This window comes from Enterococcus sp. AZ095b (assembly GCF_051714725.1).
GTDB classification, from domain to species: Bacteria; Bacillota; Bacilli; order Lactobacillales; family Enterococcaceae; genus Enterococcus_B; species Enterococcus_B pernyi.
The window spans coordinates 211804-227539 of sequence record NZ_JBIOSL010000001.1 but is presented as its reverse complement, the minus strand read 5'-3'; the positions used below and the strand labels follow the sequence as shown (position 1 = coordinate 227539).

The window sequence follows — 15736 nt, the reverse complement described above, 5'->3', positions numbered from 1 at the left end:
GAAGAGAAATATTTTAAAATAATCAATACATATCAATTGCAAACGCTACCAAAACGTGGTATGATTTAACCATAAGGAAGGAGGAAAAGACAAATAGATAGAAGAATTTCTCGATAGAGTAGTATAAGCAAACAAAGTTGTTAGAAGTACAAGTTTCACCTTAACGAGCATGTGAAGTAACCATTATAAATAGCGAATGCGTATGATTGTTTGAAACGAAAATCGTTCAAAAAAAGAAGTAGTGGGATACGTAACAATTAAATAACATGAACATCTGAAAATTGAATAGGAACAAGAGATGATTCAACTGTTGAAGATGTAAAGAAAACAAGATTTTTTGTTTATCAAGAAGAAATTCAACACCGTACTTTGCATGTTCTATGGAAAGTTACACTAATTCTATTTATTTGTTTCCTTCCGAAGCACAAAAGCCCCGACTAATCGAGAGTCGGGGTCTTTTTTATCTTAAAAAGTTACTTTACAAACATCGCATCTCCAAAACTGAAGAAACGGTAACGTTCATCGATGGCATGTTGATAAGCTGATAATGTTAATTCTCTACCAGCAAACGCACTGACTAGCATCACTAAAGTGGATTTTGGCAAATGGAAATTCGTAGAAAAAGCTTCAACTACTTTGAACTCATACCCTGGCGTAATAAAGATATCAGTCCAACCACTATCTGCTTTGATCTCCCCATCAAATTTCGTACCAATCGTTTCTAATGTGCGGATTGAAGTCGTTCCTACTGCCACGATTTTCCCGCCATTTTGGCGAACTTGATTCAAACGAGTAGCAGCTTCTTCGGTCAAACGATAAAATTCACTGTGCATTTCATGCTCTTCGATTTTATCGACACTCACTGGACGGAAGGTTCCTAGACCGACATGCAGTGTCAAATACACAAGCTCCACGCCTTTTGCTTTGATTTCATCTAATAATTCTGTCGTGAAATGTAAGCCAGCAGTTGGTGCAGCTGCTGAGCCATTCTCTTCTGCATAGACAGTTTGATAGCGATCTGGATCTTCTAAACGTTCTTTGATATAAGGCGGTAACGGCATTTCGCCAAGCGCTTCTAGATTCTCTAAGAAAATCCCCTCATAGGCAAACTCAATGATTCGTCCACCATGATCCAGCTCTTCTTTCACGACTGCTTTTAAACGGCCGTCACCAAAAATGATCTCTGTCCCTACTTTGGCACGTTTGGCTGGTTTGATCAGTGTCTCCCACGTGTCACCTTCTGTATTGGTCAAAAGCAATACTTCTAAGTGGGCACCCGTCTCTACTTTTTCACCGTATAAGCGCGCAGGCAATACGCGTGTATTATTCATCACTAACGCATCACCAGGATTTAATTCCTCAATGATTTCATGGAAATGTTTATCCATCATCCCACCTGTCTTACGGTCAACTACAAGTAATCGGGAATGATCCCGGTCTTTTAATGGTGTTTGGGCAATCAGTTCTTCGGGTAACTCAAAATCGAAATCTTCTGTTGTTAACATATCGTCACTCACTTTCTCTGTTTGGCCCTTTTATTTTACCATTTTATGCCGACAATGCCAAAAAGCAAAAATCTTATCCTTCCATTCATTTATGATTGGTTGCGTTATCTTTTCAGCTATATTTTATTTATAATTTCAAAAAACGCCTACTAGTCTAGTTATTTGTATAGTAAATAAATCATCAAATTTGTATTCCTTAGTTATTTTAGGCATACTATTATAAGAACATTCTTTATGGAAAAGAAAAGAAGAGGTGCAATGATGATCGAATTTCAGAATGTATCAAAAATTTATAAAGGTGGAAAAGTCGCGGTCGAGAACGTCAATATTTCTTTTGAAAAAGGCGAATTCATCTGTTTTATCGGTACAAGTGGTAGCGGAAAAACCACTACGATGCGAATGCTTAACCGCATGACGGACCCGACAGAAGGTCAGATTTTGATTGATGGAAAGTCGATCCAAGAAATCAATCCCGTTGAACTCCGACGACAAATCGGCTATGTGATTCAAAGTATCGGTTTGATGCCTCACATGACGATCCGGGAAAATATCACTCTTGTCCAAAAATTATTGAAGGTCAGCCAAGAAGAACGGAACAAAACAGCAGATAAAATGATCGACCTGGTGGAACTTCCTCGTGAAATGCTTGATCGTTACCCACATGAATTATCTGGTGGTCAACAGCAGCGTATCGGTGTCGTTCGCGCGTTAGCGGCGAATCAAGACATCATTTTGATGGATGAACCTTTTGGAGCATTAGACCCTATCACAAGAGATTCCTTACAAGATTTAGTCAAGGATCTGCAAGAACGTCTAGGAAAAACCATCGTCTTCGTGACACATGATATGGATGAAGCAATCAAATTATCCAGTCGTATCGCGATCATGAGTGAAGGTAGAGTCATTCAATTTGATACGCCACAAAATATTTTACGCCACCCTGCCAATGAATTTGTCGAAGAATTGATCGGTGAAGATCGCTTACTTCAAGCCAAACCAGATACCACAAAAGTAGGCGAAGTCATGCTGAACCAAGCCATCACGATCACGCCAGAAAAATCATTGCAAGAAGCCATCAAATTGATGCGTGAAAAACGCGTCGATACGCTTTTAGTGACGGATAATTCAAATACCTTAAAAGGATTTATCGATGTTGAAACAATCGATAAGAAACGTGGAAAAGTCTCGAGTGTTGGCGATATCTTGAACAAGGATGTTTTTTATGTAAAACAATCTGCTTATTTACGTGATACCTTACAACGAATCTTAAAACGTGGTTTAAAATATGTGCCAGTAGTTGATGAACAAAATAAAGTCGTTGGTATTTTAACTCGAGCCTCTCTTGTCGACATCGTCTATGACGTGATCTGGGGCGAAGAACCATCGCTTACTGATGCAATTGGTACGCCATCTGAAACAAAGGAGGTTTAACCAATGGCCGAATTTTTTCAACAACATGGCGCTGAGATCCTCTCAAAAAGTCTCGAACATCTCTATATTTCAGCAATTGCATTGGTCATCGGGATTGCCGTTGCTGTTCCTTTAGGTGTTCTTTTGACGCGTTTTCCTAAAGTCGCAACGATTGTTATTGGACTGACCAGTGCGTTACAAACAGTCCCTTCTCTTGCCCTATTAGCACTTATGATTCCTTTATTCGGTGTCGGTAAAATGCCTGCAATCATTGCCCTATTTATCTATTCCCTTTTACCTATTTTAAGAAATACCTATATTGGGATGAAAAATGTGGATTGGAATTACCGCGATGTCGCAAAAGGCATGGGAATGACAAATATCCAATCGATTTTTTCTGTCGAATTGCCGATCGCTATGCCGACGATCATGGCAGGTATCCGGTTAGCAGCAGTCTATGTGATTGCATGGGCAACCCTCGCCTCTTACATCGGCGCAGGCGGGCTAGGCGATTTGATTTTTAGCGGTTTGAATAATTATCAACCCGATTTGATTTTCGCTGGAACGATCCCTGTAACGATCTTAGCATTGCTTGCAGATTTCTTATTAGGACTATTGGAGAATCGGTTAACACCGATCGCATTGAGGGAGGAGAATGACGAATGAAACGAATCAGAAATAGTGTCGTTCTCGTATTGACCGTCTTATTACTTGCAAGTTGCTCCTTCCCAGGATTGGCAAGTAATACTGATGAAGATACGATTTCTATCACCGGTGGGATCACTTCTGAAGCTCAGATCATTGCCAGTATCGTTGCTGGGATGGTTGAACACTATACGGAAAAAAATACGACGATCATCAATAACTTAGCAACGACGACGATCAATCATCAAGCAATGATGAACGGCGACGCGTCTATTTCTGCCGCTCGCTATACAGGGACGGATTTGACTACTACCCTTAATTTACCGCCTGAGAAAGATCCTGAAAAAGCATTTGATATCGTAAAACGTGAATTTGAAAAAAGGTATGATCAAACCTGGTTTCCTTCTTATGGGTTCGAGAACACCTACGTTTTTCTTGTTCGCAAAGATACTGCGGAAAAATACAATTTAAAGAAAGTCAGTGACTTGAAAAATGTCGCCGATGAACTTGTCGCTGGAGTGGATACTTCCTGGATCAATCGTAAAGGAGATGGCTATGACGGCTTCAAAGAAACATATGGCTTTTCATTTGATTCCATCTTGCCTATGCAGATCGGTCTAGTCTATGACGCTGTAGAAGCTGGGAGAATGGATATCGTTTTAGGTTATTCGACAGACGGACGTATTGCTAGTTATGATCTAGTCATGCTAGAAGATGACTTGAGTTTTTTCCCACCTTATGACGCTGCACCGGTTGTAGATAATCAACTATTAAAAGATACGCCGGGTTTAGCAGAAGCATTAACAAAATTAAGGAATACGATCAGCACTGAAAAAATGCAACAATTGAACTATGAAGCAGACAATAATTTGGTTGAGCCTTCTGTCGTCGCAGAACGCTTTTTAAAAGAAAACCAATACTTTGGAGGGGAGTGACGATGATGGAAAACATGAATTGGCTTGAACAATTTATTTATTATTTTCAAGAGAATGGTACGTATGTCTTTTCACAGTTCCTACGTCACTTTCTCATTTCGATCTATGGCGTACTTTTTGCAGCAATCGTCGGTATCCCCGTTGGTATTCTCATTTCACGAAAACGTAAGTTAGCCAATTGGGTGATCCGTTTTACAAATATCATCCAAACGATTCCTTCTTTAGCGATGGTTTCGATTTTGATGATTGGTTTAGGTTTAGGGGTCAATGTCGTGATCGTCACGGTGTTCTTGTATTCGCTATTGCCGATCATCAAGAACACGTACACTGGGATGATCCAAGTCGACAAAAATATCCTTGATGTCGGTAAAGGGATGGGGATGACAGCCAGCCAACGTCTCTTTATGGTAGAACTACCGCTATCTGTGTCAGTCATTATGGCAGGCATTAGAAATGCTTTAGTCGTTGCCATCGGGATCACAGCCATCGGTGCCTTCGTCGGAGCTGGCGGACTAGGAGACATCATCATTCGTGGGACAAATGCCACAGATGGTACGTCGATCATCTTAGCCGGAGCCTTGCCAACAGCCTTCATGGCAATCATCACCGACTGGGTCTTAGGGATCATCGAACGCCGTTTAGACCCTGCGGCAAAGCATTCAAGATGACGAACATAGAGAATCCATATTGAACCCAATGGATTTCTATTTTTAAATAGTTGAAAACACCACCAGTTCAAGAAATAAATTCTTGATTTGGTGGTGTTTTTTTATTTGAAATTCAGATAGATAGTCATTGACTGAATCTTCTGGTATGTACAGTTCTACATAAACTATAAATAAATGAGTTGCTACTCACTCTGACAATAATGACGAAAAATCAAACACCATATCAATGATTTGCGCCACTTCACCTAATTCAGCCAGAGTGGCTTTCTCTACGAAGCGTATATTTCTCTGCTTTTCCATAAAATCAAATGTTTTGATTTAAAAAGGATTGATATATCCTTGTAGTTTATGCCTCTTATCTAATGCAATATGGTTTTTATATTTCGTATCAGTAATTGGACAAACCGCACACATTCCTGTTACTGCATTATAATGGTTCGCACTGACAACAATTGCAGGTCTTCTTTTTTTAATCTCTCTACCTATACTGGGATTGAAATTAATAATCACAAAATCGCCTTGTTTAGGCGTATAGCCATTAATAGTATATGCCATTAAATAATTTCCTTTCCTACCAGTGAATCCTCAGGAAAACCAGCACGTGCATCAATTGTTTCATCATTTTCAAATGCTTCATCAAAAATATTTTTTTTCTTTTTTATAAACGTGATTGTATCGTCTTCTCCCTTAACAGCACTATACTCAACATTTTCTTCTATGCCAAATTTAGTAGGTACAGTTAAAACAATCGCATTACCTTGTTTCCTAGTCTTCATAATCTTCGCCCTCCATTCTATCTATTATCATCATAATATAAATACAACGTGAATACATTTTTCGTAAAATTGAATACCCAACCCAATTTCATGTAACTATAAAAAAACCTTAGAACACCAAAGTGCTGTTCTAAGGTCAAAAATTGTTACTCGCTATCATGTAATTATTTTTTCAAATGATAACTATACGTACTTACGACGATATTTTCACGCCAAGAAAGACGTAAACGCAATCTCAGACTCGTCTGATTATGCAAGATATTCTGCCATCTGCGATTTGGTACAAACTGTGGAATCAATACGGTCGTCGTATAATTTTGTTTTGCAGCATTCTTGCTGACTATGTCCACATAACGCAAAATCGGATTTTGAATCGACCGATAAGAAGAATGGACGATTGAAAGACGAACATCTGGAAAATGCTTTTTAAATTCTGCTTGGATCTCTTTTTCCTTTTCGATATCCTCATCTAATGAAACGTGCATAGCAACAACATAATCACCAATCGAACGCGCATAATTCAACGCTCCGGTATTTACCCGCGTAACGTTCCCTACAAGTACCAAAACCGTATTTCCTTCATACTCGTGTAAGTTTACTTCGTCTTCTAATCGAAGTTGTTCTGCTACTTTTTTATAATGATCATGAATTTTATAGAAGACGAACATGACGATTGGCATGATGATGAAGAACGGCCAAATATCCCCTAAGCGGTAAACAAATAAAATTGCAATGATGGCATAAGAGATAAATGCACCCGTAATATTCGCAATTGATTTCGTCCACCACTTTTTGCCTTCTTTTTTCCATTTGATGACCATTCCTGTTTGCGATAATGCAAAGGGGATAAATACACCAATGGAATACAATGGAATCAATCGTTCAGTAGAGCCATTGAAAATAAACAATAGCACAATCGACCCTAATGCAAGCGTGATGATCCCATTTGAGTACCCTAAACGATCACCACGATCTTGGTACATATGAGGCATGAATTTATCTTTTGCTAAGTTATAGGCTAATACTGGAAAGGCAGAAAACCCTGTATTTGCTGCCACTGCCAAAATCAAAGCTGTCGCAAATTGCAAGATATAATACAAGATCCCATGTCCAAAAACAGCTTGTCCGATTTGGGAAAGAACAGTTACTTCTTTTTCAGGAACGATTCCATACCAATAGTTGATAAACGTGATCCCTACAAAAAAGAATCCTAAGATCAATGCCATCATCGTCAAGGTCATCGCTGCGTTTTTCGCCCGTGGCTTTTTGAAGAACGGTACTGCATTACTGATTGCCTCTACACCAGTCAATGAAGAAGAACCAGAAGAAAAAGCCCGTAAGATCAATGCGACGGAAACCCCAGGGACAACTGCACCAGGCAATGCTGTTGCTTGTAATGGTACTGCCCCAGTCACAATATTAAACAAACCAACGACAATCAATAAGGAGATGACGAGAATAAATGTATAGACTGGGAATAGTAAAAACGAAGCTGACTCTCTCAGTCCACGTAAGTTCAACATCATCAACAAGAGGACGATAGTCACTGAAATCGCTACTTGATGCCCATATAGAGCTGGTATAGCAGAAGTAATCGCCTCTGCACCGGCTGAGACGGAAACCGCAACAGTCAGCATATAATCGATCAATAAAGACCCGCCCGAAATCAGTCCAGCATTTTTACCGAGGTTCTCACTACTAACAACGTAAGCCCCACCCCCGTGTGGATATGCGTGAATGATCTGCCGATAAGAAAGAGTTAATGAAATCAATAAAATAATAACAAATGCAGCAATTGGCAATGAATACCAGATCGCAGCAGCAGACAACGCCACTAATACCACAACGATTTGTTCTGTTCCGTACGCAATCGATGACAACGCATCGGAAGATAGTAGTGCTAACGCAGCAAACCTTGTTAATTTATGCTCGTCGTTTTCCGCCGACTTCAACGGCTTCCCTACTAACAACCTTTTTAAGTAATCCAATTTCTATGCTCCTTTACACACCTTTTCCCCTACGAATTACAGGTGTCATTTTTTATAGTAAACAAGATGTTATAGTACGCCCTTGACCTTTAAATGTCAACAAAATTCGGGAAAAATACCGATAGAAAATCCCCATATTTTTTTAATTCATTTTCAGAGTGATTTCCATAATTAAACCACTTGCTTTCTCTGGTATAGAAAAAAGACGAGCTTAGGAAAATAACGTTATCCTAAACTCGTCTTCACTTAAAAACTGAGACTTCAAACCTTTACGAGAAACGAATAGATGGCATCACGTTTCTAGTGGAAGATTCGACTTTCATGCGCAGCTTCTTTGAATTTCTTCATTTTTTCACTTACAAATGGATAGGATACTGTACCAACGATTCCTACGACAATAAATATGCCGACTAATATCAAAATCGCATGTAGCGCATTTGGCCAATAGATACCACCAGCTGATTCACGTAAGAGGTTGACTGCATGAGTAAATGGCAAGAAAGGATTGATCATTTGGAAAAATTTCCCTGAAACTTGAATTGGATAGTTCCCACCACCACCAGATATGGACAAGACAAGAATAATGATGGCTATCCCTTTGCCGACATTGTCAAACAGTGCTGCTAAAACATAGACGATCATCATAAATGACAAAGCAATCAAAACAGCAAACAGTACACTGTAAACTGGATTCACTACATACACACCAAGCAAGAACATGTTCCCTAAAGTAACGATCAAGCTTTGAGCGATCGCCATCGTCAAGAAGGTCAACATGCGGGCGCCAAACTGTTCCCGTTTTGTATAGTTTTTACGCGCTTTTTTATCTAAATAATAATCTGTTGTAGCGACACTTGAAAGTAAGACCGCACCTACCCACAAACATAGCGCAGTATAGAACGGTGTACTTGCTGATCCATTATTAGGGATTGGATACAACGAATTAGTTTGCAGTTCCACAGGCATCGTAAAGAATTCACTTTCCTTTGTCGCATCTAATTTCAAGAGTTTGATGACTTCCCCAAGATCAACCTCTTCTTCTCCTTTACGGATCGTGTCTGCGGCTTTTTGGATACCAGCTTTGATGTTTGGCCAGTCGTTCGTGATCAAGTCTGCCGCAGCATTCACTGCTGTTTCGACTTCTGGCATTTTATCGTTGACGGTGGTCATTGTGGTATTGATTTCATTTTTGATCGTTGGCCAATCATTTTGGATAAAATCAGCAGCTAAACCAAGTTTCTCTTCTAATACAGGTAAGTCGTTATTGTATAGGTCAGCTCCCTTATTGATTCCATTTACGATCGTTTCCATATTACCATTTAGCATCGTATTTGCATCATGGACCTCTTGACCGATTGCAGGCATTTCTTTTTGATATTTCTCTAAGATCGCCACCGCATTTGTCACGGTTGCTTTGGTTGAATTTAATAGCGAATCAAAGTCGATTTGATCTGCTTTACTCAACGCACCTTGCGCCGTACTGATCGTATCGATCACTTGAGTCAAGATTGATTCAACGGTGGTGCTGACTTCATTTACATTGATACTACTGATCAATCTGTTGACAGAATTAGCAGCAGCTTGTACTTCTTCTAAAAGGCTAGTAACTTGAGAAACATCTCCTGCTTGAACAGCTTCATTTAATCGTGTTAAACGATTTTGTAAATCAGTTAATACTGGTTTAACACTCTTCAATGTATCAATAATAGGTTGTAGTTTTGTATTACCAGCATTGGCTTGTAAATCTTCCAAAAATGAAATCAACTTGTCAGTTGCTTGTTGTTGCTCATTAATACTGTTGATAAAATTAGTTAACAAGTTATTGATATTCGTTTTTTCATCATCTGTCAATTGCCCATCTTTGACAGCATTTTCGATTGTTTTCGCTAATGAACCTGTTGTGGTCGCTACTTGCCCAATCGAATCTAACGTCGTCTTCACGCTTGTCGTGATACCTGGTACTGCTTCTTTTAATTGTTCAGCGCCCGTTTTGGTATCCTCTGCGAGATTCTTCGCTTGTGATTCTAAATTTTTCACATCAGGTAAGATGTCTTGGACTTGTTGGATGATGGTCAATCCTTGTTTTGCTTCCTCGATTCCTTGATTCATCGTTTCTTCGATTGATGAAAAATCGTTGTCGATTTCAGCAATTTGTCGTCCAGCATCTTGGATCTCCGGGATTTTTTGTTGAAGGTCAAGAATGATTTTGGCTTGTTCCTTTAATTCTGGCATTTTATCGTTCAATTCAACGACCTTTTGTCCCATCTCATCCACTTCTGGGAGATAATCAACAAATTCATTTGCTTTCGCTAATTTGTCTTTGATATCTGGTAGTTGTTTTTGTAGATCAAGTACTTGTTGGGTATAGCCATCGATCGTATCTAAGTTTTCATCTGTTGATAAAATCATTGATTTTACTTTATTGATACTTACCAGATTTGTATCGATATCGTACCCAATTTCATTAAAGACTTTTAGTAAAGTTTCGCTCGCCGTCCGAATAAATTCACTGGAGATTTGTGATTGGATCGTAGATGCACCTTTATCTGTGATTTTTGGTGCAATGGCATTGATTTTTTCATTGACTGTATATTCAATTTCCGGCTTTTTGATATCACCACTCGTAAAGCTTAATAAATCCTCCGAGAAATTCTCTGGCAAATAGATACCAGCATAATACTCCCCAGACCGTACACCGTCTTCTAATTCTTTTTTAGAGTCAACAAACTGCCAACCTAAATCTTTATTTTCATGTAATGATTTCAGTACTTCTTTTCCGATGGCAACGTCTTGTCCTTCAAACTCAGCCGGCTTGTCTGCACTATAAACAGCAATCGGTAATTCCCCTGTATTGCCATAAGGGTCCCATAATGCTTTGATATTGAACCAAGCATATAATGAAGGAATGATCATAATTGCGATGATCAAGAGAGTCGCAACAGGATTTTTAAAAATTCGTTTCCAATCAAGTAAATATAAGTTTATTGTATTTTTTATTGATTTCATATTCATCACCTTTTTTTGTTTCAGCTGCATCACTTTATCATGAAAACCATACGATTTTCAATCCTATTTTCAATCCAGCAACTAATTTTTTGACAGTTAAATCAAACTGTCCGAATGTTGTCATCTTTTGCTTAATAAATAATTAATCTTCTTTTATCCACTAGTCCACTATCAAATGTAGCATCCCGATAAATTTTTTATGTGTAGTCAAATAAATCTGTTATAAAAAGCTTACCATAGTTTCTAAAAAAATGTCTAAATTGGTTACTCATAAAATTATAACCTTATTTTCAATATATATATTGTTATTTTATAAACCATATCTTCCGATAGAACTGGAAAATCCGGCAAAACTGAACCACACAAACAAAAAAAGGCACGACAGCCAGAGGTCGGGATCAAAATGTTTAGCTTCGAGAAATAAGGCACCATCCACGAAAATTATTTTTCAAATTTTTGTGGATGGCGCCTTATTTTCGAAGAGGTTACTTCTGTTCCCGCCGTTTATTCGGTTTTAGGTGGTGCGATAGGACGAATGTCCCAGACCATTGAAGTTCCTCTTTTTTGTTGTTGCCAAGCGCTGAATCGCGCAATGATTGACTAAACACACGGTGCTATTTTTTATGTATAAGCGTGCTGTTTTTGTCTTTTATTTTGACACTGGGACAAGCGCTTCGATACCAACACTGATTTTTAATGCACGATCGACATCTAACATGATCGATCGTTCCAAATGACAGACTTTTTCTTTTAATCTGGACTTATCAATCGTTCTGATTTGTTCAAGTAAAATGACTGAGTCTCTTTCGATCCCTGTTCCGGTCGCTTTGATTCCTATATGTGTGGGCAATTTAGGTTTCGCCATTTTCGCAGTAATTGCTGCTACGATGACCGTTGGACTAAAATGATTACCTAAATTGTTCTGAATCACTAAGACCGGTCTTGTCCCACCTTGTTCTGATCCTACCACCGGAGAAAGATCAGCAAAATAAATATCTCCTCTTTTTACCATACGCCTCTCCTCACTCTTGATATTCTCTAGGTATGCGGGGCCCTAGCACACATGCGACTTCGTAATGGATCGTACCCAATTGATCTGCTACATCTTGCATTGTGATTTTAGCCTGTTGATTTTCCCCAATCAACGTAACTTTAGTTCCTACTGGCATTTGATAGGGCAGACGGATCATCAATTGATCCATGCATACACGACCAATGATCTCACAATAATTCCCCTCCACTAATAATGAGAAACCTTGCATTTTCCGTAACCAACCATCTGCGTAACCGATTGGTACAGTTCCGATCCATTCTGAAGCTGAAGTCGTATAGGTTTTTCCATAACCTACACCTTCTCCTGCTGGCAACTCTTTCACTTGGATCAATTCAGATACAAGTTCAAGCGCTGGTTGTAGGGGATACACTTCCGCTAACGCGTGACCGGATGGATTCAAGCCATACATTGCTACCCCATAGCGGATCATATTGCCTGTAGCTTTTTCGTGCCATAATGCAGTAGCACTATTACTGCTGTGGACATATCTTGGTAAAGTAGGTAGACTTTCGATGATCTCACTGAATTTTTGGTTCTGCTGTTCCCAATAGGTGGTATCTGCTTGATCTGCTGTAGAAAAATGAGTATAGATCCCTTCCCATTCTAAATTGGGACTATCCTGGATGATTTCCACTGCCTCATTCACTTCTGCACTATTGAGAAAGCCAATTCTTCCCATTCCGGTATCGACTTTCAAATGCAATTTCAATAAATATTCTAGATGTCGTTCTGCTATATAAGTAGCCGCAGCTTCCAACCATTCTTTTATTCCCGCAGTAATAGATAGATCGTGGATGACTGCAAGTGTCAACGCATCGATCGGAACCATATTCAATACAAGAATAGGTTGTGTGAAACCTGCCTCTCTCAGCTCGATTCCCTCATCTAAAGTAGCTACGCAAAAACCAGAAGCTCCACCTTTTTTTGCAGCTTCTGCTGTTTCGATTGCTCCATGACCGTAACCATCTGCTTTGACAACAGCAAACAATTCTTTCCCATTCAATCGAGCTATTTCATTTGCTACATTTTCTGTAATTGCCTGTTTATGTACAATTGCTTTTGTCGGACGATGCCAAGCAATAACCATTGTTCTTCCTTCTTTCTAGTCTTCTAAAATAATCTGTGCAAAAGCTAACTCGTCTGTATGTGTGATGCTGACCCAGACTGCTCCTTCATGTGGAGATTTCGTTACAATTGGTTGTCCTGATCCATTTTTTAAAATTTCGATCTCTTGAAAGGTAACTTTACCGATCCCTGTTCCCCAAGCCTTTGAAAAAGCTTCTTTACATGCATAACGACCGCCTAAAAACTCAACCTGACGATGAAATGGCAGCAAACGAAACATTTCGATTTCACTTGGTGTCAGTACACGATCAATAAAGTTTTGCTTTTCTTTAATGATCTTAGCAATCCTCGACAGTTCAACTGCATCAATCCCAATCCCTTTTATCATACACGATTCTCTTTTCAAAAAATTTTAGAACACTCTAATTCTACCAAATTTTAGACAATTTACCACCAATAAGTCTAGAAATAACAAAAATGAAAGTTGTTTCCTAGTGAAAACCCACTTCTTCATTTTCTCCAATAAAAAACCATTGAGAATTGATTGATAAAAATCTCTGATGCAAAGAAAACAGTTCAAGTCACTTCATTTCTTTTTTTACGAACGTTTTTCAAAAAAACAAGACTTACAATTCGAAAAACAGCTGATATATAAATCATTTTCCGCCTTGTTTGTTTATAAAATCATTTTATTGGTATTAATTCTAATTTACCATGGATCACGCATAAAAAAAGAAATTATTTTTACTTAATAAACAAAAAAAACAAAAATTTGTTGCTATATCCTTAAAAAGCTAAATATTTTATTTTTTTAAATAACATTTTTGTTAAAGTTATCTAAATTACCTACTAAAAAGAGGAACTACGTTAAATTTATACTTAATACTCTTAGACTTCCCATTATTAGTAGGTTTTTACCCTATGATCTCTACTTCTTTATGTAATGAAAGAGAGAGTATGTTTGTTTTTTTCATTATCTATCATTGCCAAATAAACAATACAAAATAAGCCCGCCAAGGCCAAAAATAGGTAAGCTATTTTTGGATCTGACGGGCTTATTCGGATGGTCCTTCTAAGACCACCACTTTACATGTGGATTAGTCGTTGTTCGTGCGGATCACGAAACCACGTTTTTTGTCGTTTGTGCGTTTTCCACCATTGTCTTTTTGTTTGTTATGGTTTTTGCTGTAGCTACCGCTACCTTTTGAATTTTTGTTGCCACGGTAGTTGCCATTATCACGACGATTACGGTTGTTTCCGCCGCCACTTCCGCCACCACGTTTACCATTTTTGTTGTAGCCTTTTTTCTGCATAGGCAATGGACGTTCTGGTGTGATTTTTACTGGTGTTGCATCTGATGGATCTTTGGCTGTTGTTTTCAACAATAAAGCGACTAAATCTTGAGCAGAGTATTCTTCCAATAATTTATCCGCAGTTTGCAGATATTTATCTAAGCCATTCTCTTCAAGTTTTTCTTCGATTTGTTCAATAGCAGCGCCTAGTTGTCCTTTGAATGCTTCTTTTTCAGTCGGTGGACGTAAAGTTGTCATACGTTTTTTCGTTAAGTTTTCAATAACATGTAAGTAACCCATTTCGTTTGGTGTAACGAAAGTTACTGACATACCACCTTTACCTGCACGACCAGTACGACCGATACGGTGAACATAGCTTTCTGGGTCTTGTGGGATATCATAGTTGTATACATGAGTAACTCCTGAGATATCTAAACCACGTGCAGCTACGTCTGTAGCAACTAAAATATCTAAATGACCACTCTTGAATGAACGTAATACGCTCATACGTTTTTGTTGGGAAAGGTCGCCATGGATACCTTCTGCACGATAGCCACGAGCTTCTAAGCCACGAGCTAATTCATCTACACGACGTTTTGTACGTCCGAAGACGATCGTTAATTCTGGTGATTGTACATCGAGCAAGCGAGTCATCACATCGAATTTTTCGTATTCTTTTGCGCGTACATAGTATTGATCGATCAAATCAGCAGTCATTTCTTTGGTTTTGATTTTCACGTGTGTTGGATCTTTCATGAATTTCACACCGATGTTTTTGATTGCTGGTGGCATTGTTGCTGAGAACAATAGTGTTTGACGTTGGTCTGGTACTTTAGAGATAATACTTTCAATATCTTCTAAGAAGCCCATGTTCAACATTTCGTCTGCTTCATCTAATACTAATGTTTCAACTGTTCCAAGTTTCAATGTGTGACGGTTGATATGGTCTAACATACGACCCGGTGTACCAACGACGATATGTGGACGGTCTTTCAATCCACGGATTTGGCGACCGATATCGGCGCCACCATAGACAGCTTGGACACGGACACGTTTGTCACGTCCTAAACGATAAAGTTCTTCTTGTGTTTGGATCGCTAATTCACGTGTTGGTGCAATAACCAATCCTTGTAGTTCTTGACGATTTGCATCGATTTTCTCTAACATCGGTAAGCCAAACGCAGCAGTTTTACCTGTTCCTGTTTGTGCTTGTCCAATCACATCTTTGCCTTCCAAGGCTAGTGGGATCGTTTCTGATTGGATCGGTGTTGCTTCTTCAAATCCTGCACGTTCTACTGATTTTAATAATTCTGGTGATAATTCTAGTTCTTTAAATTTCAAATGAATCCTCCTATATGGTTGTTAACTGAGGATGTAGCTATAGTTTGCTAC

Annotated in this window: 13 protein-coding genes; 4 read left to right on the top strand and 9 right to left on the bottom strand. The window is 38.8% G+C overall.

Features of this window, described 5'->3' with window-relative positions:
* Positions 1-473: 473 nt before the first annotated feature.
* Complete coding sequence (queA, locus tag IGJ99_RS01095) at positions 474-1505, bottom strand: tRNA preQ1(34) S-adenosylmethionine ribosyltransferase-isomerase QueA (RefSeq protein WP_023518954.1); 1032 nt, start codon at positions 1503-1505, stop codon at positions 474-476.
* 261 nt (positions 1506-1766) lie between these two features.
* On the opposite strand from queA, the gene IGJ99_RS01090 reads away from it, so the two are divergent.
* The 4 genes from IGJ99_RS01090 to IGJ99_RS01075 are packed head-to-tail and all read left to right on the top strand — an operon-like array spanning position 1767 to position 5163.
* Complete coding sequence (locus IGJ99_RS01090; protein WP_023518953.1) at positions 1767-2936, top strand: betaine/proline/choline family ABC transporter ATP-binding protein; 1170 nt, start codon at positions 1767-1769, stop codon at positions 2934-2936.
* Between the two features lie 3 nt (positions 2937-2939).
* Positions 2940-3581 carry an ABC transporter permease gene (locus IGJ99_RS01085; RefSeq protein ID WP_409173710.1) on the top strand — a complete coding sequence of 214 codons (642 nt, stop codon included), beginning with the start codon at positions 2940-2942 and terminating at the stop codon, positions 3579-3581.
* A complete protein-coding gene (locus IGJ99_RS01080) occupies positions 3578-4495 on the top strand; it encodes an osmoprotectant ABC transporter substrate-binding protein (RefSeq protein WP_096081316.1) in 918 nt (305 codons plus the stop codon). Before IGJ99_RS01085 ends, IGJ99_RS01080 begins: the two co-directional genes overlap by 4 nt.
* Positions 4496-4500: 5 nt before the next feature.
* Entirely contained in the window at positions 4501-5163 is a 663-nt protein-coding gene (locus IGJ99_RS01075) for an ABC transporter permease (RefSeq protein WP_062806264.1), read from the top strand.
* A gap of 318 nt (positions 5164-5481) precedes the next feature.
* On the opposite strand, the gene IGJ99_RS01070 is transcribed toward IGJ99_RS01075, so the two are convergent.
* The 8 genes from IGJ99_RS01070 to cshA all read right to left on the bottom strand — a co-directional run bounded on the left by IGJ99_RS01070 (position 5482) and on the right by cshA (position 15685).
* Positions 5482-5718: a type II toxin-antitoxin system PemK/MazF family toxin gene (locus IGJ99_RS01070; protein ID WP_010736600.1), complete on the bottom strand. Its 237-nt coding sequence runs from the start codon at positions 5716-5718 to the stop codon at positions 5482-5484.
* Entirely contained in the window at positions 5718-5939 is a 222-nt protein-coding gene (gene mazE / locus IGJ99_RS01065; protein ID WP_010736601.1) for a type II toxin-antitoxin system PemI/MazE family antitoxin, read from the bottom strand. Before mazE ends, IGJ99_RS01070 begins: the two co-directional genes overlap by 1 nt.
* 164 nt (positions 5940-6103) lie before the next feature.
* Positions 6104-7927: an APC family permease gene (locus IGJ99_RS01060; RefSeq protein WP_010736602.1), complete on the bottom strand. Its 1824-nt coding sequence runs from the start codon at positions 7925-7927 to the stop codon at positions 6104-6106.
* Positions 7928-8227: 300 nt separating this feature from the next.
* Positions 8228-10933 (bottom strand): YhgE/Pip domain-containing protein, encoded by a 2706-nt coding sequence (locus IGJ99_RS01055; protein WP_062805853.1) that lies wholly within the window; start codon positions 10931-10933, stop codon positions 8228-8230.
* A 649-nt stretch (positions 10934-11582) separates the two neighbouring features.
* On the bottom strand, positions 11583-11945 hold the full coding sequence (locus IGJ99_RS01050; RefSeq protein ID WP_019722700.1) for a type II toxin-antitoxin system PemK/MazF family toxin: 363 nt from the start codon (positions 11943-11945) through the stop codon (positions 11583-11585).
* A 10-nt stretch (positions 11946-11955) separates the two neighbouring features.
* Complete coding sequence (gene alr, locus IGJ99_RS01045; RefSeq protein ID WP_010736605.1) at positions 11956-13074, bottom strand: alanine racemase; 1119 nt, start codon at positions 13072-13074, stop codon at positions 11956-11958.
* 15 nt (positions 13075-13089) lie between these two features.
* Positions 13090-13440, bottom strand: a complete 351-nt coding sequence (gene acpS, locus IGJ99_RS01040) for a holo-ACP synthase (protein WP_010736606.1) — start codon at positions 13438-13440, stop codon at positions 13090-13092.
* Positions 13441-14149: 709 nt separating this feature from the next.
* A complete protein-coding gene (cshA, locus tag IGJ99_RS01035; RefSeq protein ID WP_066026494.1) occupies positions 14150-15685 on the bottom strand; it encodes a degradosome RNA helicase CshA in 1536 nt (511 codons plus the stop codon).
* Positions 15686-15736 lie beyond the last annotated feature (51 nt).